Genomic DNA, 17,807 nt, shown 5'->3' on the forward strand with positions numbered 1-17,807 from the left:
CGACCCCGTTAAGGGTCTGGTCCAGGACGGACTGGACCGCCGTCGGCAGACGCTCTGCGTCGTTGTAGACGATGACGACCACGGAGACGTCAGGCGCGGGGTCCCCGGCGCCGACGGCCTTGTCGAGACTCATATCCGACCGCCGACGGTGTGCGTCACCATGGAAAGGGAAACAGGCGACGAGGCGCGCCCGGCACTTCCCTGACACATTCCATGAGCCAGCGCATGCGTCATTTCTAGATCGGCTCTCTCTGCACGGTGAACAAGGGCTGCAAACGGCAGTCGGCGCCGACTGGACCAGAAGGCCGGAATTCTCCACGCCGTTCATGTCCCCATGAATTCGGTGTGTTCATTCGCCATTAGCGTCGACGCCGCCGGGCGGCCACGATACCCCAGCGCCGCCCGGCGGTCATACTGCCCCGGTGGCGATCCGCCCTGGTCGAGACTGAGGCGGTTTGCCCGATCCGCACCACGCCGGGTTCCCCATACCACCTCCGTGGCACCCGAATACACCCTGCGCAACGGGATATTCGTCACATCCGGGCGTCCGGTCGCCCCGTCGGCATCCGAGGGCGCGCCGACTACTATGAATGCCCGAGTAGCGGCGCCCGGCCCGCTGCGCGCAGGAATGCTTCTCCCGCTGGAATCCCTGGACCTCCGCCGGACGAAGATTTCCGGTGCGCGCACTCCGCTCATCTTCTTCGTTACGTGTGAGGCGCATCCCACCATGACATCGACGGCTGAGAAGGCATCGATAACCGAGCGGCCCAGCCGCCCCTCGAGTGCAGCCTCACTCCCCAGCCGGCTCGATTCGCTGACCAGCCTGCGGTTCTTCGCGGCGTTCGCGGTCTTCACGCACCACTTCACGGGCTTCGGCCACAAGACCGGCTACGGCGCCGCGCCGTTGGTCTTCCCGTACTCCCAGATCGGCGCGCACGGCGTCACCTTCTTCTTCGTGCTCTCCGGCTTCCTGCTCACCTGGGTCTACAAGCCCCAGCAGAGCGCCGGCGCCTTCTGGTGGCGCCGGATCGCCCGGATCTGGCCCGCCACCCTGGTCGCCGCCATCCCCGCCTACTACGTCTTCTACGTGATGGCCAAGGAGCACCGGGACTGGGGGAGCATCGTCTCCTCGGTCTTCCTGGTGCAGAACTGGTTCCCGGGCGCCTATCCGACCCTGCCCGGCAATCCGGTGACCTGGACCCTCGGCGTCGAGCTGCTGTTCTACGCGCTCTTCCCCTTCGCCGCGCGCGGCCTGGTCCGGCTGAGCACCCGCACGCTGGTGGTGCTGACCGCGGCCGGACTGCTCGCCATGGTCGCCGTCGACCACTTCGCCTTCGCGCACCTCAGCGACAAGATGGCCTCCTGGGTCATGCGGCACCCGCTGGTCTACCTGCCCGAGTTCCTGCTCGGCATGACCCTGGCGCTGGCGGTCAAGCGCGGGTGGCGGCTGCGCCTGCACCCGGCCGTGCCGGTGCTGGCCCTGGCGGCGTACGTCTACGCGTACTACCAGCTGCGGGCGCAGCTGTCGCCGTACTGGGACGAGCAGCTGGAAGCCACCGTGCGTCCGTCCATCGCCGTCCTCGCCGCGCTGATCATGCTGGCGTTCGTCCAGCGGGAGATCGCCGGCCGCCGCGGGGTGATGAACAGCAAGGCGCTGATCAACCTGGGCATCTGGTCGTACTGTTTCTACCTGGTGCACCACACCGTCAGCCGCTGGGCCACCTACGAGTACGGCCGGCTGCACGACAACAACGGCGCGCTCTTCTCCCTGTTGGGCCTCGGGCTGGTCGCCACCGCGCTGGCCTGGGCGCTGCACCGGTACGTGGAAGAGCCCGCCAACCGCTGGCTGGTCGCCCGGATGCCGGCGCGGCTGAGGGCGCCGCGGCGGGGCTGACCGCGGGAGCGGGGTGCGGGGCGCGGTGACGCGCCGGGGGCGGCTCCGGGGAGCCGTTGCGACACGGGATTTCTTTACTGACGCGTAACTTCACATGGTTGCTACCCGCCCGTAATTTGGCGGGTGCAGCTCACCTTGTGATCCGGATCACGGGCGAATCCCCCATCGCACTTCCCTTGACCGCAAGGAGAGCACCCGATGCTGCCCTGGAGAAGACTGCTCGGATCCCTGGCCGCCCTGATGCTGGCGGGCGCGGCGGCCCTCACCCCCACCGCGGCCCAGGCCGCCGCCGCGCCCAGCAGTGGCTGGAACGACTACTCCTGCAAGCCCTCCGCCGCCCACCCCCGCCCCGTGGTGCTGGTCCACGGGACCTTCGGCAACTCCGTCGACAACTGGCTCGGCTTCGCGCCGTACCTCGTCCAGCGCGGGTACTGCGTCTTCTCGCTCGACTACGGACAGCTGCCCGGCGTGCCGCTGTTCAACGGCCTGGGGCCGATCGACAAGTCCGCGGGACAGCTCGACGTCTTCGTCGACCGGGTGCTGTCCGCCACCGGCGCGGCCAAGGCGGACCTGGTCGGGCACTCCCAGGGCGGCATGATGCCGCGCTACTACCTGAAGTTCCTGGGCGGCGGCGCGAAGGTCAACGCCCTGGTCGGGCTCGCCCCCGACAACCACGGGACCACGCTGCTGGGGCTCACCAAGCTCCTGCCCTACTTCCCTGGGGCCGAGGCGCTGATCAGCGCGGCCACCCCGGGGCTGGCGGACCAGATCGCCGGCTCCGCCTTCCAGAACAAGCTCAACGCGGGCGGCGACACCGTCCCGGGCGTCAGGTACACCGTGATCTCCACCCAGTACGACGAGGTGGTCACGCCCTACCGCAGCCAGTTCCTCGACGGCCCGGACGTCCACAACGTCCTCCTCCAGGACCTGTGCCCGCTGGACTTCTCGGAGCACGTGGCGATCGGGCTGACCGACCGGATCGCCTTCCACGAGGCGGCCAACGCCCTCGACCCGGCGCACGCCACGCCCACCACGTGCGCCTCGGTCTTCTCCTGAGGTCCGGCCACTAGCGGACGTGCCGGCCGCCGCCGGTCGAGGCCCGGCGGCGGACCGTCGCGAACAGCAGCGCCGCACCCGCGGCCAGGGCGGCGGCGCCGCCCACCGCGATCACCGGGGTGACGGCGCTGCCGCCGGTCTGGGCCAGGTCCGCGGCGACCGGCGCGGCGCCGCCGTTCGGGGCGGGGTCGTTGCCGGCGCCACCGGTCGTGGCACCGGTGGTCCCGCCGGCGCCCGAGGTGCCGTGGCCGGTGTGCCGGACGCTGGACTTGTACGCGCCCCGCTCGATCTGGTCGTCGGTGGGCGGGGTGGCGAGCGGCCCGGGGGACTGGTCCCGGCCGCCGGTACCGCCGGTGGTACCGGATCCGCCGGTGGTACCGGATCCGCCGGTGGTGCCCGAGCCGCCGGTGGTGCCGGACCCGCCCGTGCCTCCAGCGTTCGCACCGCCGGTCGTACCGCCCGTCGTACCGCCGCTGGTCCCGGACCCCGAGGTCTTCTTGAAGACCACGTCCGAGCAGGTGTAGAAGGCCTCCGGGCTGTCCGAGCGCTGCCAGATGCTGTAGATGAGGTGGCGGCCGGACCGGGCCGGCACCTTGCCGGAGAAGACGTAGTCGCCGCCCGCCATCCGGGGGTCGGTGACCTTGGCGAACGGCCGGGACTCCAGGTCGGACCACTTGAGCGGCTTCTTCGGGTCGTAGCCGGCCTTGGTGATGTAGAGCGCGAAGGAACCCCGGTGCGGGGCCGTGCCCTTGTACCGGAAGGTGTGGGCGCCCGCCTTCATCGGACTGGCCGGCCAGTCCGCCCGGGCGAGGTCCAGGCCCCGGTACTTCGCGTTGCCCGCCGAGCAGAGCTTGCCGTCCGGGATCAGCGCCCGGTGCTGCCCGGCCGCGTTGGCGATGTTGACCGCGTTCCAGTCGTAGAAGGCCTGGGTGCCGCTCGCCCGCACCGCCGCCTTGCAGGCCGCGGACCTGGGCGCCTCGGGCCCCTCCGCGTAACAGGCCGCCACCCGGCTGACCGGGTCGGTCATCGAGCCGTGTGCGGCGGCCGGCCCGGCCAGCGTCAGCGGGGCGGCGCAGGCCAGGGCGAAGGCTGCGGCGAGGGAGGTGCGGCGGACGGTCGGCAGGGCGGTCATGGAAAGGATCTCCTTGGGGCGGCGCGGCTCGTCGGGCGGCGCCGAAAGCAGCGCCGCGGTCAGCAAACTAGCCCCGGAAATCCCCGGAAACCCCTGCTTAAGCAGGGTGAGAGAGATCTTTAGGATGCACTTAAGACAGGACTAAGAGGGGGATCAGTTGAGTACCACCGAGGACCGGGACGAGGCCGTCCGGCCGGCCGTCGCAGCGGATGCGGACGCCGTCCGCGAGGTCACCGAGGCCGCCTACCGGCACTACATCGCGCGCATCGGGGTCCGGCCCGCCCCGATGGACGCCGACCACGCTGCGGAGATCGCCGCCGGGCACGTCCACGTCACCGGCACCCCCGTGTCCGGCGTCGTGGTGCTCGTGCCCGGCGGCGACCACCTCTTCCTCGACAGCGTCGCCGTCCACCCCGGCGCCCGCGGGACGGGCGCCGGGCGCCGGCTGCTCCGCTTCGCGGAGGAGCGGGCCCGGCAGCTCGGCCTGCCGGAGATCCGGCTCTACACCAACGCGCTGATGTGGGAGAACCAGGAGCTCTACCCGCGCTACGGCTACGAGTTCACCGAGCGGCGGGTCGACGGGGTGTACGACCGCTTCCACTACCGCAAGCGGCTGTCGACGAACTGACGCTAGCCACAAGGATGTTGAGGCAGCGTCAGATCGTGCGGTGCAGGTCGTACGGCGCAGGCCGTGAGGTCAGTCCAGCAGCTCGGTCAACCGGCCCCGCCGGGCGAGCACTTCCAGCTCGTCCAGGGCCGCGGCCGCCTCGGCCGCGGCCGCCGGGTCCCGCTCGGCCAGGCCGCTGTCGGCGAACTCGTCCTCGTCCAGCCGCAGTACGGCGGAGGCGTCGGCCGAGACCCACAGGTCGAGGTCCAGGTCCTCCGAGACGATCTCCCCGTCCCGCACCACCGCGGGCCGGGTGATGTCGCAGTACCAGCCCTTGAGCTCGCCCGCACCGGTGCGCACCTCCTTGACGGCGTACCAGCGGTCGCGCCAGAAGTGCTCGGTGAAGACGTCGCCCGGCTCGAAGCGGACGAAGCCGAAGTCCCGGGCGCCCGGCGCCGCCCAGGGGGCGCGGACGGTGACCCGGAGCCCGTCGTCGGCGATCAGCTCGGCGGGGTAGCGGAGCTTGACCCGGCCGGCCTTGACCAGGGCGATGTCCAGCGAACTCACGCGCTCTCTCCGGTGTCCTCGGTGGTGCGTACGGTGGTCGCCAGCCGCTTGACGTGGCGGGTCTCGGTGGCGCAGATCCGGTAGCCGAACCAGCGGTTGACCGCGAGCATCGGGCCGTTGGCCGCGTCGTTGCCGGTGAAGGCCTCCCGGCAGCCCGCCGCCCGGGCCCGGTGCAGCGAGGCGTTCTTGACCAGCCGGGCGAGCCCCGTGCCGCGGTGCTCGCGCAGGGTCCCGGTCATGGCCGAGCCGTAGCGGCCGGCCCCGTCCGTGCGGGCCGCGCTGAAGGCCGCCACCCGGCCGTCGACCACGGCGGTCATGGTGAGCTCCCGGTCCAGGGTCGGATCGCCCCAGACGGTCCGCAGCCAGTCCTGGTAGTCCGTCAGCTGGACCGGCACGTCGCCCGGTTCATCGGCGGTGACGGCGGCGTCCGCCTCGAAGAGCGGCCGGGGGTCGGACGCGAAGGCGCTGGCCGGCAGCAGCTCGACCCCGGCCGGGGGAGCGGTCAGCGGCGGCAGCGGCTCCCGGACCAGGTCCCGGCTCAGGAAGTGCGCGGACCGGCTGGGCGCGTAGCCCCGGGCGGCGGCGAAGGCCCGGTTCGCCGGCTCGTCCAGGACCCAGGAGTAGACCGCCGTGGCACCGGCCGCCGCCAGGTACTCCTCGCCGGCCCGCAGCAGGGCGGTGCCGGCGCCGCGGCCCCGGCACTCCGGCCGGACGAACGGGTTCACCGAGGACTGGCCCGGCTCCGGGCTGTCGTACGCGAGGGAGGCCTCGGCGGTGCCGACGACCTCGCCGTCCTCCTCGGCGACCAGGACGCGGTACCCGGCGGCCGGGTTGGCGCAGGTCACCGCGAAGGCCACCGCCTCGGCGGTGTTGATCATGTACGGGAGGGCCGCCCGCCGGGTCGCGGCGACGGCCTCGGCGTCCGCCCGGTCACCGGCGCGGAGGTCACGGATGATGAGGCTCACACCGGCGACGTTACGTCCGGCCACGACGGCCGCGCCTCCCATTTTCCCGCGGTCCGCACCGGCTTCTCCCGCGCCGCGGACCGGCGGTGGGGCACAATCGCGGCGTGACCTCGAAGATCTTGAAGATTGCCGTCGACCCCGCCGCGGCGACCGCCCCGTACGAGCAACTGCGCGCCCAGATCGCCGGCCAGGCGCGCACCGGCCGGCTGCCGGTGGGCTTCAAGCTGCCGACCGTACGGGGTCTCGCGGAGGAGCTGGGGCTCGCCGCCAACACGGTCGCCAAGGCCTACAAGGCGCTGGAGGCCGACGGGGTGATCGAGACCCGCGGCCGCAACGGCACCTTCGTCGCCGCTGCGGGCGAGGCCGCCGAGCGGGAGGCCGCCGCCGCGGCCCAGGCCTACGCCGACCGCGTCCGGCGGCTCGGGCTCGGCCGGGACGCCGCGCTGGCGCTGGTCCAGGACGCCCTGCGCGCCGCGTACTGACCGCGGGGGGCCGGCCGTACCCCCCGGCGCCCGGCGGCCGCTCAGAGGTAGAGGCCGGCGTCCGCGCCGTCGTGCTGGGCGGGGACCGAGGCCGGTCCGGAGCCGCGGCGCAGGGCGAACAGCTCGGCGAGCGTGGCGCCCTCGCGGGAGACGCCCTCCTCGGTGCCCAGCCACTCCACCGACTCCCGGTGGGTGAGCCGGCCCACCTCGATGCGCGCCAGGCAGCGGCCGGGCCGGACCACCGCCGGGTGCAGCCGCTCCAGGTCCTCGTTGGTGGTGACCCCGACGAGGACGTTGCGCCCCTGGCCCAGCAGCCCGTCGGTGAGGTTCAGCAGCCGGGACAGCGCCTGGCCCGCGGTGTGCCGGGCCTCGCCCCGGATCAGCTCGTCGCAGTCCTCGAGGAGCAGCAGCCGCCAGCGCCCCTTGGCGGTGCCCTCGTCCTCGCCGATGGCGATGTCCATCAGGTAGCCGACGTCGTTGAAGAGCCGCTCCGGGTCGAGGACGCAGTCGACCTGGCACCAGTCCCGCCAGGAGCGGGCGAGGGTGCGCAGTGCGGAGGTCTTGCCCGTGCCCGGCGGGCCGTGCAGCAGCAGCAGCCGGCCCGCGATGTCGTCCGGGGTGGTCTTCATCAGCCGGTCCATCGCCTCGGCCACCGGCGCGGTGTAGTTGGGCCGGACTTCCGCCCAGGTGCCCGCGGCGATCTGGCGGGTCGTCCGGTGCGGGCCGCGCCGCGGGGAGACGTACCAGAACCCCATCGTGACGTTCTCCGGCTGCGGTTCCGGCTCGTCCTGGGCGCCGTCCACGGCCTCGCGCAGCACCTTCTCGGCGAGTTCGTCGCTGACGGCCGTCACGGTCACGTCGGCGCCCCGGCTCCAGCGGGAGACCAGCAGGGTCCACCCCTCGCCCTGCGCGAGGGTCGCGCTGCGGTCGGAGTCCCGGGCCGCGCGCACGACTTCGGCGGCCGGCGGCAGCAGGGTGGCGCCCGGTTTGACCCGCTCGATGCTGGTGCTGTGCGAGTACGGCTGCTCGCCGTTGGCGAAGCGCCCCAGGAAGAGCGCGTCGACCACGTCCGCGGGCGAGTCGCTGTCGTCCACGTTGAGCCGGATCGGCAGGGCGTGCCGCGGGTCGCCCGGGGTCTGTGACATGGGCCTCATGATCCGGCACGAAGTGCACTTGCGCACCCGTGTTTCACCGTTTCGCACGCTCCTGGAGCAGGGTCAAACCACGGAGCGGTGAAGGTTCGGAGCGGGGCCTTCGCGCAACATTCTTGGCATGGACACTTCCAGAGGGGCGGCTCCGGCGCTACCACGGAAGAGGCCGAATTCCTGCTAAGGGAGGGTCCATGAAACTGCCCCGACTCGCGGCGCTCACATCCTCGTTGCTGCTCGCCGCGGCCGCCGCGCTCATCGGCGCGGCCCCGTCGTCCGCCGCCCCACAGGCCGCCGCCACCGACTACGTGGCGCTCGGTGACTCGTATTCGTCCGGTGTCGGCGCCGGCAGCTACGACAGCGCGAGCGGCAGCTGCAAACGCAGTACGAAGGCCTATCCGAAGCTCTGGGCCGCCGCGCATTCACCCTCGTCGTTCGCCTTCACCGCCTGCTCGGGCGCTCGTACGGGTGATGTGGTCTCCGGTCAGCTCGGGCCGCTGAACTCCGGCACGGACCTGGTGAGCATCACCATCGGCGGGAACGACGCCGGCTTCGCCGACGTGATGACCACCTGCGTCCTGCAGTCCGAGTCCACCTGCCTGAGCCGGATCAACCAGGCGAAGGCGTACGTCGACAGCACCCTGCCCGGCAACCTCGACCGGGTCTACGACGCCATCAGGTCCCGGGCGCCGGCCGCGCACGTGGTGGTGCTCGGCTACCCGCGCTTCTACAAGCTCTCCGGAAGCTGCGTGACCGGTCTCTCGGAGACCGAGCGCGCCGCCATCAACAGCGCCTCCGACTACCTGAACGCCGCGACCGCCAAGCGGGCCGCCGACCACGGCTTCACCTACGCCGGGGTGGTCGGGGCGTTCACCGGGCACGAGATCTGCTCCAGCAGCGCCTGGCTGCACAGCGTCAACTGGCTCGACATCGGCGAGTCGTACCACCCCACCGCCTCCGGGCAGTCCGGCGGCTACCTCCCGCCGTTCAGCTCGGCGGCCTGACCGGGACGCACCGGGGCCGCCAGGCCCGGTGACCCAGGGAGGCCCCGGCACCGCCGGGGCCTCCCTGTCCGTTCCCGTCCGTACGCCGGCCTCGGCGCGGGCGCCTCAGAACAACGCCCACCCCAGGGCGGCCAGGGCCACCAGCAGGGCCAGCACCCCCAGGGTGAGGACCAGCCCGGCGTGCGAGGGGGCCCCGTCGGGATCGGCCGGACCGGCCCCCGGGGGCGGACCGAACGAACCCGTCGCCCCGGACCCGCCGCGGGGCGCCTCCCCGGCCGCGCCGCGCACCGGCCCCTCCGGAGCCGCGACCGGCCCGCCGGGCGCCCGTACCGAACCGCCCGCGCCCACGATCCGCAGCATCCGGGCCGCCTCGGCCGCCGGCAGCCGCTCGGCCGGGTCCTTGCGCAGCAGCCCCTCGATCACCGGCGCCAGTTCCCCGGCCCGCCGGGTCGGCGCGGGCGGCTCCACCGCCACCGCCCGCAGCGTCTCCACCGGGGTGTGCCGCCGGAACGGCAGACCGCCCTCCACCGCCGCGTACAGCAGCACGCCCAGCGACCAGAGGTCCGACTCGGGCCCCGGATCCCGGCCCAGGGCCCGCTCGGGCGCCAGGTATTCGGGGGAGCCCACCACCTCGCCCGGCATGGTGATGGCCGCGCTGCCGGCCAGCCGTGCGATCCCGAAGTCGCTCAGCACCACCCGGCCGTCGTTCGCGATCAGGACGTTGCCCGGCTTCACGTCCCGGTGCAGGACGCCCGCCTCGTGCGCCGAGCGCAGCGCGGACAGCACCTGCTCGCCGATGTGCGCGGCCCGGTGCGGCGGCAGCGGCCCCTCCGCCTCCAGCACCTCCGCCAGCGACAGCCCGCGGACCAGCTCCATCACGATCCACGGCCGGCCCTCCTCGGCGGCCACGTCGTACACCGTCACCACCCCGCGGTGGGAGATCCGGGACGCGGCCCGCGCCTCCCGCTCCAGCCGGGCGTACAGCCGCCGGACCTCGGCCTGGTCCAGCCCGGCCGGCGCCCGCACCTCCTTGACGGCCACGTCCCGGTCCAGCAGCTCGTCCCGGGCCTGCCAGACGACGCCCATACCGCCCCGGCCCACCGGTCCCAGTAGCCGGTACCGGCCCGCGACCACGCGCTCGTTGCCGCTCTCTCCGCTCACGCCGGCCCCCTGTCCGCGCCGCAACCGGGCGACTACTCCACGTTAGTCGAGCGGTCCGGACATGCCAGCCCCCCGGCGGGACAACTCCCGCCGGAGCGCCCTGAATTAGCCGCGAGGGGGTCACGTACTCGGAGCGTAACGGTCGATTTCGGTGAGTGACCGTCAATCCCGGTTAGTGCGTGGTCAATCACCCCTCCCGGGATACCGCACTGCGATGCGAGGGCGATAGGGTTAACCTGCCCGGGCCGGGTGCCCTCGTACGGGTGGGGAGAGACATGGAACAGATAGCAATGCGCAGCAGGCCGCCACGCGTGCCTGCCATCACGTGCGGCAGCAAGGCGACCAGCACGCGCCTCGACCGTCACCTCGCCGTGCTGGGTGGCCCCGCCATCCCGCAGCGCGAGGCCGCCGAGGCGACCCTGCTGATGCGCGAGCTGACGTCCCGCGACCGGGGGCACGCCCGGAGCCGGAGTGCGCGCGTGGCGCTCTTCGCGCCGCTGCGCCGGCTGCGCCGTTCGCTCTTCGGCAGCCGCCGCTGACCCGGTCCGCGCGCTCCCCCGGCCACCGCGGGGAGGCACCCCCAGCACCCGCTCCCCGGTAACGACCCTCAGGCGATCACACCGTCCCGGCGCAAGGCCGTGACCTGCGCGTCCGACATCCCCAGGGCGCGCAGCAGGGCATCGGTGTGCTCGCCGAGCGCCGGGACCGCACCCATGCGCGCCTCGGGGCCGCCCGGCAGGCCGATCGGCGGCAGCAGGGCGCGCAGCGGTCCGGCCGGGGAGTCCACCTCCCGCCAGCGGTCCCGGGCCGCCAGCTGGGGGTGCTCGGCCAGCTCCGGCACCGAGTTCAGCCGTGCGCAGGCGATCCCGGCGGCCTCCAGCCGCCGCAGCGCCTCGTCCGCGTCCAGCGCGGCCAGCGCACGGCCCACCACCCCGTCCGTCTCCGCCCGGTGCGCGGTGCGCGCGGCATTGGTCGCGAACTGCGGATCCGCCGCCAACTCCGGCCGCTCCAGCACCTGTCCGGCCAGCCGCCGCCACTCCCGGTCGTTCTGTACGGAGAGCAGCACGCGCCCGCCGTCGGCGGTGCGGAAGGCGTCGTAGGGGGCGATCACGGCGTGCGCGAGCCCGGTCCGTCCGGGCTGCTGGCCACCGTGCATCGTGTGGTGCAGCGGGTGCCCCATCCACTCGGCCAGCGCGTCCAGCATCGAGACCTCCACCGGCCCGCCGCGGCCGGTGACCCCCCGCCGCAGCAGGGCCGCGAGCACGCCCGAGAAGGCGTACATGGCCGCCGCGATGTCGGCGGCCGGGATCCCGGCCTTGACCGGCTGCTCGGGGGTGCCGGTCACCGAGACCAGCCCGGCCTCGCACTGGACCAGCATGTCGTAGGCCCGCTTGTGCGCGTACGGGCCCTCGGGGCCGTACCCGGAGATGTCGACGGCGACCAGTCGCGGATACCGGGCGCAGAGCGCGGCGGCGTCCAGCCCGAGCCGGGCCGCGGCCCCCTGGGCGAGGTTCTGCACGAAGACGTCCGCGTCGGCCAGCAGCCGCTCCAGCACCTCCCGGCCGCGCGGCTCCTTCAGGTCGAGGGCGATCGACTCCTTGCCGCGGTTGGCCCACACGAAGTGCGAGGCCAGGCCCTTGGCGGTGGTGTCGTAGCCGCGGGCGAAATCGCCGCCGTCGGGGCGCTCGACCTTGATCACCCGGGCGCCGAGGTCGGCGAGCTGCCGGGTGGCGAAGGGGGCCGAGACGGCTTGCTCGACGGCGATGACGGTGATGCCGTCGAGGGGGAGGGGATCGATGCTCATGACAGCACCCCTACCGGCTCGGGGCCCGCCCTGTCACCCCCTCGGGGACGGGTCGAAGATCACTCGAAGGCGACTCGGGCCCGCTCACAAGAGGGCGAACTGGCCGTCCGGGCCCTCTTCGAGGTGGTCGAGGACCGAGGCGGGCCGGCGGGCGGCCGGCGGGGGCGGCAGCACGCCGGACGCGCGCAGGGCGCCGGCGCCGGGGCCGGTCGCGGCAGCCAGGGAACGGGCCAAGGCCTCCTGTTCCGGGGCCAGTTCGGCGAGCAGGGCGAGGGTGGTCAGCAGCGCCAGCAGCTCCGAGGTCCACTCCTGCGGCCAGGACGCCGGGCCCAGCGCCTCCAGCCCGGTGGCGTCCCGGTGCGCGGTGCGCAGCTCGAACCACCGCTCCAGCACCCGGACCCCGGACACCTCGAACTCCCAGGCCCCGGCCGGGACCGGGGAGATCTGGCCGCTGCCCACCGAGAGCGCCGCACCCTCCGGGTCGTACCCCAGCCCCGCCGGATGCGCCGGCAGGGCGGTACGGACGTACGGCCGCCGGCCGCCCGGCAGCCGCGGGGCCGGCTCGCCCCGGGCGCCGCGCAGGTGGAGGGCGAGCAGCCGGCGGCCGAGCCCGGTCCCGGCCCGCCAGCACGCAGCGTCGGCCGGCAGCGGCACGACGGCCCCGGCCGGCCCCGGGCGGGCCGCCGCCAGCGCCCAGCACAGCACGTCCTCGGGGCCGACCGGGCACCCGTACCGGTCGGCCAGCCAGGCCGCCAGGCCCGGCGCCAGATTCGGCTCCGCGCCCCCGGGACGCCGGTACAGCGGCCGGATCCGGCCCGGCCGCCCGGCCGGCGAGCGGCCCTCCGGCAGCAGCGCCGAGGCCAGCAGCGCCGGCCCGCCGGCCCCGGGCACGGACCCGGGCTCCAGGAGGAACAGCTGCCGGTCGTCGGCGATCCGCCACAGCTCGGGCCGGGCCGAGTCGATCAGCCGGTGGTCCGGCAGCAGCCACTGCTCGTCGAAGGGCTCGTGCAGCACCCGGACCGGCTCCGGGCAGGGCCCCGCCTCCCGGGCCAGCCGGACCGTGCCGGTGGCCTGCCCCGGCAGCGCGCTCACCCCGGTCCGCACCCCGCGGGCCCGGCTCGGGCGGAACAGCTCCTCGCGCTCCGCACCCTCGGCCCGCACCAGCGCGGCCCAGCGGGCGCGCAGCGTACGCGGATCGGGCGCCACCACCCAGGACCGGCCCAGCCGCATCGGCGGCACCGACCACGGCAGCAGGTCGTCGAGCAGGGGCGCGTCGGAGCCCAGCGGCGTATCGCTCACGGGCGGCAGCCTAACGATCCGCCCCGCCCGCCCGCGGAGGACAGGCGCTACGCTCCTTATGTACGGAGATGTACTGCATGCACGGATCGAGGAGGTCGGCATGAGCCAGTACGACGAGTACAGCACCCCGTCCCAGGCCGAGGGCGAGCGCCTGGACGACGACATGGACGAGGCCCAGCGCGAGCAGAGCCGGCACCCCATGACCATGCGCACCACCCCCTCCCAGGCAGAGGGCGAACGCGGCCGCGACGAGGACGAGAAGAAGTAGCGCCGGGACCGGGCGGGCGGCGAGCGCGCGCCGGCCCGCGCCTCAGTGCGCGTCGACGGTGACCGTGAAGGAGAACCGGTCCCCGCGGTAGCGGATCCGCGCCACGTCCACGACCCGGCCGTCCGCGTCGTAGGTGACCCCGGTGTAGTGCAGGATCGGGCTGAGCAGCGGCACGTCCAGCAGCTCGGCCGTCACCGGGTCCGCCAGTCGCGCCTCGACCGTGTCCGTGATCCGGCTGATCTTCACCCCGACCACGTCCCGCAGCACCTTCGTCATCGGCCAGCGCTCCAGGTCGGCCACGTCGATCCGGGCCGCGAGCTCGGGACGGACGGCGTTCTCGGCCCAGTTCGTGGGCTCGCCGCTGTCCCCGTCGTAGCGCAGCCGCCGGTAGGTGACCACCTCGGGGGCGTCCCCGAAGAACTCCGCCAGCTCCCCGGGCACCGGCCCCGCGCCGTGCCCGAGGACGGTGGTCCGCTCGCCCGACTGCTGGGCCACGATCGCGTCGACCGAGCCCAGCAGCCGGACCGGCGCCCCGCGCTGCGCCCCCGGTTCGATGAAGGTCCCGCGCCGCCGGTGCCGGCTGATCAGGCCCTCGGTCTCCAGCTCCTTGAGCGCCTGCCGCATGGTCAGCACGCTCACGCCGTAGTGCTCCGCCAGCTGCTCCTCGGTGGGCAGCCGCAGCGACGCGTCCGGGGTGCGCCCCAGTATCGACGCGCGCAGGGACTGCGAGACCTGGTACCAGAGGGGCAGCTTCCGGTTCAGGACCAGGGAGTCGGGGGCGAAGGCGGTCACGCGGGGATCTCCGTACGGGCGGGGCGACGTGCGGGCATGTTACGGCCGGAAGTGGCGCTCCAGACCCTGCCATACGTCGTCGTAACCGCGCTGCAGGTGGTCCGCGGCCGCGGCCTGGCCCGTGGCGGTGATCGGCCAGCGGGTCTCGAACATGAACGCCAGGCCGTCGTCGATCTTCTGCGGCCTGAGCTCGGCGGCGCTGGCCCGGTCGAAGGTCTCCCGGTCGGGGCCGTGCGCGGACATCATGTTGTGCAGGGAGCCGCCGCCCGGGACGAAGCCCTCCGCCTTCGCGTCGTACGCGCCCTCGATCAGGCCCATGTACTCGCTCATGACGTTGCGGTGGAAGTAGGGCGGGCGGAAGGTGTCCTCGCCCACCAGCCAGCGCGGCGCGAAGACCACGAAGTCGACGCCGGCCAGCCCCGGGGTGTCCGAGGGCGAGGTCAGCACCGTGAAGACCGACGGGTCCGGGTGGTCGTAGCTGATCGTGCCGATGACGTTGAAGCGGTGCAGGTCGTAGACGTACGGGACGTGCGTGCCGTGCCAGGCGACCACGTCGAGGGGGGAGTGGTCGTAGGTCGCGGCCCACAGGTTCCCGCAGAACTTGTTGACCACCTCCACCGGGCCCTCCACGTCCTCGTACGCCGCCACCGGCGCGAGGAAGTCGCGGGCGTTGGCCAGGCCGTTGGCGCCGATCGGGCCCAGCTCCGGCAGCTCGAAGGGCATGCCGTAGTTCTCGCAGACGTACCCGCGGGCGGTCGGGCTCTGCCCGCCGTCGGACGCGGTGTCCAGCAGCTCGACGCGGAAGCGCACCCCGCGCGGGATCAGTGCGACATGGCCGGGCTCGACGCGCAGCAGGCCGAACTCGGTGCGCAGCAGCAGCCCGCCGCGCTCGGGGACGATCAGCAGCTCGCCGTCGGAGTCGCTGAACACCCGGTCCGTCATCGAGGCGTTGGCGGCGTAGAGGTGGATGGCCATGCCGCTGCGCTGGGCGGCGTCGCCGTTCCCGCCCAGGGTCCACAGGCCGGCGAGGAAGTCGGTGCCGGGGGCCGGCTCCGGCAGCGGGTTCCAGCGGAGCCGGTTGGGGTCCGGCACCGACTCGGTGAAGGGGGCCGTGCGCAACGGGCCGTTGTCGATCCGGGTGAACGGCGGGTGGGCGGCGGAGGGGCGGATCCGGTAGAGCCACGAGCGGCGGTTGTGCGCCCGCGGTTCGGTGAAGGCGCTGCCGCTGAGCTGCTCCGCGTACAGGCCGAGCGGGGCCCGCTGGGGGGAGTTCCGGCCGATCGGCAGGGCGCCGGGGACGGCCTCCGAGCTGTGCTCGTTCCCGAAGCCGGAGTGGTACTCCAGGCCCTCCGCGACCTTCCTGGCCTGCTCGCTGCCCGCGCCCATGTGCCCGCTCCCGCTCTCTCGAAGGAATCCTATGGTCGACAGTAGGATTCCCGCCCCCTCCCGTCAATGAAACTTTTCGCCGTCATGGGGGCTCTCAAAAGATGAACAATCCTCTACTCTCGCGCCCATGTCGTGGACCCGCAGGCTTCCTGCCGTGCCCGGGGGCGCCCCCGGGCGACGGTGCGGGGCGGCCCTCGCCGCCGCCCTCCTCGCGCTCATCGGACTGCTCCTCGCCGCTCCGGCCGCCCAGGCCCACGAAGAGCGGCCCGTCACCCTGCCCGACGGCTCCGGATCGGTGCCCCGGTACCGCACCGGCGAACCGGACCTGGTCGTCTGCAAGACGGACCGGGCCGACTTCGCCCGCCGGATCGCCGCCTTCCCCGAAGACCTGCGCCGCCGCAACCAGGCCCTCTTCGAGCGCTGCGCCAAGAGCGGCTTCCGCCACATCCAGCAGGCCGTGGACGCCGTCGACCGGCCCGGGATGAACATCGCCGTACTGCCCGGCCTCTACCAGGAAGAGCCCTCGCTCCCGGCGCCGGCCGGCGCCTGCGCCCACCTCCAGGCCCGCAACTCCGCCCTGGGCTACCAGATCCTGTCCTACGCGCAGCAGGTGCAGTGCCCGCACAACCAGAACCTGGTCGCCGTCCTCGGCAAGAAGGACCTCCAGATCGAGGGCACCGGCGCGGCCCGCACCGACGTGGTCGTCGACGCCGCGTACCGCAAGCTCAACGCCATCCGCGCGGACGAGTCGGACGGCGTCTACTTCCGCAACCTCACCGCCCAGCGCACCACCTTCAACTCGCTCTACATCCTGGCCGGCGACGGCTTCGTCATCGACGACGTGCTGACCCGCTGGAACGACGAGTACGGCTTCCTGACCTTCGCCGGCGACCACGGCCTGTACAAGAACTGCGAGTCCTACGGGAACGGCGACTCGGGCATCTACCCCGGCAGCGCCTCGGACATCAACGACGGCCGCGGCTACGACGTCCCCCGCCACTCCATCGAGATCACCGGCTGCCGCAGCCACCACAACATGGTCGGCTACTCGGGCACCGCCGGGGACTCGGTCTGGGCGCACGACAACGAGTTCGACCACAACATGGGCGGCGCCTCCATGGACAGCGCCTTCCCCGGCCACCCCGGACTGCCCCAGAACCACGCGCTGTTCCAGCGCAACCTGATCCACGACAACAACGCCGACTACTACCCGTACGTGGCCGACGGGACCTGCGCCAAGCCGCCCGCCGCCCGCGGCTACGAGCGGGGCGTGGTCTGCCCGCAGATCTCCATGCCGCCCGGCACCGGCGTCATCACCGCCGGCGGCAACTGGAACGTCTACGAGGACAACTGGGTCTACGGCAACCACCGCGCGGCCTTCTTCCTGAGTGCCGTGCCCGCCTACATCCGGGGCGAGGAGGCCTGGTCCAAGCAGGCCGACACCTCGCACCACAACCGGTACGCCGGCAACCACCTGGGCGTGGACCGGTCCGGTGCCCCCCGGCCCAACGGCATGGACGTGTGGTGGGACGGCCAGGGCCGCGGCAACTGCTGGCAGTCCGGCCCGGACGGCTCCACCCCCGGCACCCTGCCGCGGTGCGGGACCGCCCGCGGGGCCCTGAGCGGCGGCTCGGCCCGGCTGATCGGCGAGCCGGTGAAGCTGGCCCAGCTGCTGGTCTGCGCCGACTACAACGTCCAGGCCCGGCGGCTGCCGGCCGGCTGCGACTGGTACGGCGCCCGGGGCCTGGCCCGGGTGGAGACCCAGATCGCGCTGGCCGCGGCGGTGGTGCTCGGCCTGGTCGGCGGGGTGCTCTGGTGGCGACGGCTGCGGGGCAGCCGGCTGGGGACGGCGGCGACCGTGCTGGGCGCGGCCGGGCTGGCGCTGGACGTGGCCGGCTCCACGACCCCGCTGGTGCACACCGCCGTACCGGCCCTCGCCCTGCTGCTGACCGGGGCGTGGTGGACCGGCGCCGGACTGGTGCTCCGGAGGGGCGGGCGGCCCTGGCTGGGCTGGACCACCGTGGTCCTCGGCGGGCTGACCCTGCTCGACGCCTTCGACAAGGCGGTGCTGATGATCCCGTGGATCCCGGTCGGCCCGGCCTGGATCCGGGCCCTGCTGGCCGTGGTCTGGGTGCTGTGGGCCGTACCGGCCGCCGCCCGCCACGACGGCGCGGCCGCGGCGCACCGGCTGCGGCCCGAGGGCGGTGCGGCGTGAGCGCGGGACGGGGCCCGGGTGCGGGGC

At 73.6% G+C, this 17,807-nt stretch carries 16 protein-coding genes and 1 pseudogene; 8 read left to right on the forward strand and 9 right to left on the reverse strand.

Features of this window, described 5'->3' with window-relative positions; genetic code table 11:
• Positions 1 to 727 precede the first annotated feature (727 nt).
• Entirely contained in the window at positions 728 to 1,894 is a 1,167-nt protein-coding gene (locus tag AB0O40_RS10510; RefSeq protein ID WP_365037945.1) for an acyltransferase, read from the forward strand.
• A gap of 198 nt (positions 1,895 to 2,092) precedes the next feature.
• Positions 2,093 to 2,950: an alpha/beta fold hydrolase gene (locus tag AB0O40_RS10515; RefSeq protein WP_365037948.1), complete on the forward strand. Its 858-nt coding sequence runs from the start codon at positions 2,093 to 2,095 to the stop codon at positions 2,948 to 2,950.
• 10 nt (positions 2,951 to 2,960) lie between these two features.
• Here the strand turns inward: AB0O40_RS10515 and AB0O40_RS10520 are convergent, their stop codons facing one another.
• Positions 2,961 to 4,082, reverse strand: a complete 1,122-nt coding sequence (locus AB0O40_RS10520; protein WP_365037951.1) for a lytic polysaccharide monooxygenase — start codon at positions 4,080 to 4,082, stop codon at positions 2,961 to 2,963.
• A gap of 157 nt (positions 4,083 to 4,239) precedes the next feature.
• Here AB0O40_RS10520 and AB0O40_RS10525 point away from each other — a divergent pair, with 157 nt between their 5' ends.
• Entirely contained in the window at positions 4,240 to 4,710 is a 471-nt protein-coding gene (locus AB0O40_RS10525; protein WP_365037954.1) for a GNAT family N-acetyltransferase, read from the forward strand.
• 69 nt (positions 4,711 to 4,779) lie between these two features.
• Here the strand turns inward: AB0O40_RS10525 and AB0O40_RS10530 are convergent, their stop codons facing one another.
• Positions 4,780 to 5,256: a DUF402 domain-containing protein gene (locus AB0O40_RS10530; RefSeq protein ID WP_365037957.1), complete on the reverse strand. Its 477-nt coding sequence runs from the start codon at positions 5,254 to 5,256 to the stop codon at positions 4,780 to 4,782.
• Positions 5,253 to 6,221, reverse strand: coding sequence for a GNAT family N-acetyltransferase (locus AB0O40_RS10535; protein ID WP_365037960.1), 969 nt, complete (start codon positions 6,219 to 6,221; stop codon positions 5,253 to 5,255). The genes AB0O40_RS10530 and AB0O40_RS10535 overlap by 4 nt, the downstream gene beginning before the upstream one ends.
• Before the next feature lie 104 nt (positions 6,222 to 6,325).
• Between AB0O40_RS10535 and AB0O40_RS10540 the strand changes: the two genes are divergently transcribed.
• Positions 6,326 to 6,703, forward strand: coding sequence for a GntR family transcriptional regulator (locus AB0O40_RS10540; protein WP_365037963.1), 378 nt, complete (start codon positions 6,326 to 6,328; stop codon positions 6,701 to 6,703).
• A 41-nt stretch (positions 6,704 to 6,744) separates the two neighbouring features.
• On the opposite strand, the gene AB0O40_RS10545 is transcribed toward AB0O40_RS10540, so the two are convergent.
• Positions 6,745 to 7,848, reverse strand: coding sequence for a DUF5925 domain-containing protein (locus tag AB0O40_RS10545; protein WP_365037966.1), 1,104 nt, complete (start codon positions 7,846 to 7,848; stop codon positions 6,745 to 6,747).
• A 197-nt stretch (positions 7,849 to 8,045) separates the two neighbouring features.
• Between AB0O40_RS10545 and AB0O40_RS10550 the strand changes: the two genes are divergently transcribed.
• The gene (locus AB0O40_RS10550) at positions 8,046 to 8,855 is read left to right on the forward strand and encodes an SGNH/GDSL hydrolase family protein (RefSeq protein ID WP_365037969.1); all 810 of its coding nucleotides are present in this window, start codon (positions 8,046 to 8,048) and stop codon (positions 8,853 to 8,855) included.
• A 111-nt stretch (positions 8,856 to 8,966) separates the two neighbouring features.
• On the opposite strand, the pseudogene AB0O40_RS10555 reads toward AB0O40_RS10550, so the two are convergent.
• Positions 8,967 to 10,016, reverse strand: a pseudogene (locus AB0O40_RS10555) (serine/threonine-protein kinase); the annotation flags it as partial.
• Positions 10,017 to 10,291: 275 nt separating this feature from the next.
• On the opposite strand from AB0O40_RS10555, the gene AB0O40_RS10560 reads away from it, so the two are divergent.
• A complete protein-coding gene (locus tag AB0O40_RS10560) occupies positions 10,292 to 10,555 on the forward strand; it encodes a hypothetical protein (protein ID WP_365037971.1) in 264 nt (87 codons plus the stop codon).
• Between the two features lie 68 nt (positions 10,556 to 10,623).
• Here AB0O40_RS10560 and AB0O40_RS10565 read toward each other — a convergent pair whose 3' ends face one another.
• Positions 10,624 to 11,820: a CaiB/BaiF CoA-transferase family protein gene (locus AB0O40_RS10565; protein WP_365037974.1), complete on the reverse strand. Its 1,197-nt coding sequence runs from the start codon at positions 11,818 to 11,820 to the stop codon at positions 10,624 to 10,626.
• An 84-nt stretch (positions 11,821 to 11,904) separates the two neighbouring features.
• Positions 11,905 to 13,119, reverse strand: a complete 1,215-nt coding sequence (locus tag AB0O40_RS10570; RefSeq protein WP_365037977.1) for a type ISP restriction/modification enzyme — start codon at positions 13,117 to 13,119, stop codon at positions 11,905 to 11,907.
• Between the two features lie 100 nt (positions 13,120 to 13,219).
• Here AB0O40_RS10570 and AB0O40_RS10575 point away from each other — a divergent pair, with 100 nt between their 5' ends.
• Entirely contained in the window at positions 13,220 to 13,387 is a 168-nt protein-coding gene (locus AB0O40_RS10575) for a hypothetical protein (protein WP_365037980.1), read from the forward strand.
• A 42-nt stretch (positions 13,388 to 13,429) separates the two neighbouring features.
• Here the strand turns inward: AB0O40_RS10575 and AB0O40_RS10580 are convergent, their stop codons facing one another.
• Together AB0O40_RS10580 and hmgA are read right to left on the reverse strand one after the other, a co-directional pair.
• Positions 13,430 to 14,179 (reverse strand): GntR family transcriptional regulator, encoded by a 750-nt coding sequence (locus tag AB0O40_RS10580; protein WP_365037983.1) that lies wholly within the window; start codon positions 14,177 to 14,179, stop codon positions 13,430 to 13,432.
• A gap of 39 nt (positions 14,180 to 14,218) precedes the next feature.
• The gene (hmgA, locus tag AB0O40_RS10585) at positions 14,219 to 15,565 is read right to left on the reverse strand and encodes a homogentisate 1,2-dioxygenase (RefSeq protein WP_365037986.1); all 1,347 of its coding nucleotides are present in this window, start codon (positions 15,563 to 15,565) and stop codon (positions 14,219 to 14,221) included.
• Between the two features lie 127 nt (positions 15,566 to 15,692).
• On the opposite strand from hmgA, the gene AB0O40_RS10590 reads away from it, so the two are divergent.
• Positions 15,693 to 17,780 carry a right-handed parallel beta-helix repeat-containing protein gene (locus AB0O40_RS10590; protein WP_365037989.1) on the forward strand — a complete coding sequence of 696 codons (2,088 nt, stop codon included), beginning with the start codon at positions 15,693 to 15,695 and terminating at the stop codon, positions 17,778 to 17,780.
• Positions 17,781 to 17,807: the final 27 nt, after the last annotated feature.

It is taken from the genome of Streptomyces sp. NPDC089919 (genome assembly GCF_040684615.1).
Lineage (GTDB): Bacteria > Actinomycetota > Actinomycetes > Streptomycetales > Streptomycetaceae > Streptomyces.

What these genes read in the sequence shown, in the direction of transcription:
- AB0O40_RS10510 (WP_365037945.1), top strand. Translation starts at nt 728, where the DNA reads ATGACATCGACGGCTGAGAAGGCATCGATAACCGAGCGGCCCAGCCGC.
- AB0O40_RS10545 (WP_365037966.1), bottom strand. Translation starts at nt 7,848, where the DNA reads ATGTCACAGACCCCGGGCGACCCGCGGCACGCCCTGCCGATCCGGCTC.
- AB0O40_RS10565 (WP_365037974.1), bottom strand. Translation starts at nt 11,820, where the DNA reads ATGAGCATCGATCCCCTCCCCCTCGACGGCATCACCGTCATCGCCGTC.
- AB0O40_RS10560 (WP_365037971.1), top strand. Translation starts at nt 10,292, where the DNA reads ATGGAACAGATAGCAATGCGCAGCAGGCCGCCACGCGTGCCTGCCATC.
- AB0O40_RS10520 (WP_365037951.1), bottom strand. Translation starts at nt 4,082, where the DNA reads ATGACCGCCCTGCCGACCGTCCGCCGCACCTCCCTCGCCGCAGCCTTC.
- AB0O40_RS10590 (WP_365037989.1), top strand. Translation starts at nt 15,693, where the DNA reads ATGTCGTGGACCCGCAGGCTTCCTGCCGTGCCCGGGGGCGCCCCCGGG.
- hmgA (WP_365037986.1), bottom strand. Translation starts at nt 15,565, where the DNA reads ATGGGCGCGGGCAGCGAGCAGGCCAGGAAGGTCGCGGAGGGCCTGGAG.
- AB0O40_RS10515 (WP_365037948.1), top strand. Translation starts at nt 2,093, where the DNA reads ATGCTGCCCTGGAGAAGACTGCTCGGATCCCTGGCCGCCCTGATGCTG.
- AB0O40_RS10575 (WP_365037980.1), top strand. Translation starts at nt 13,220, where the DNA reads ATGAGCCAGTACGACGAGTACAGCACCCCGTCCCAGGCCGAGGGCGAG.
- AB0O40_RS10550 (WP_365037969.1), top strand. Translation starts at nt 8,046, where the DNA reads ATGAAACTGCCCCGACTCGCGGCGCTCACATCCTCGTTGCTGCTCGCC.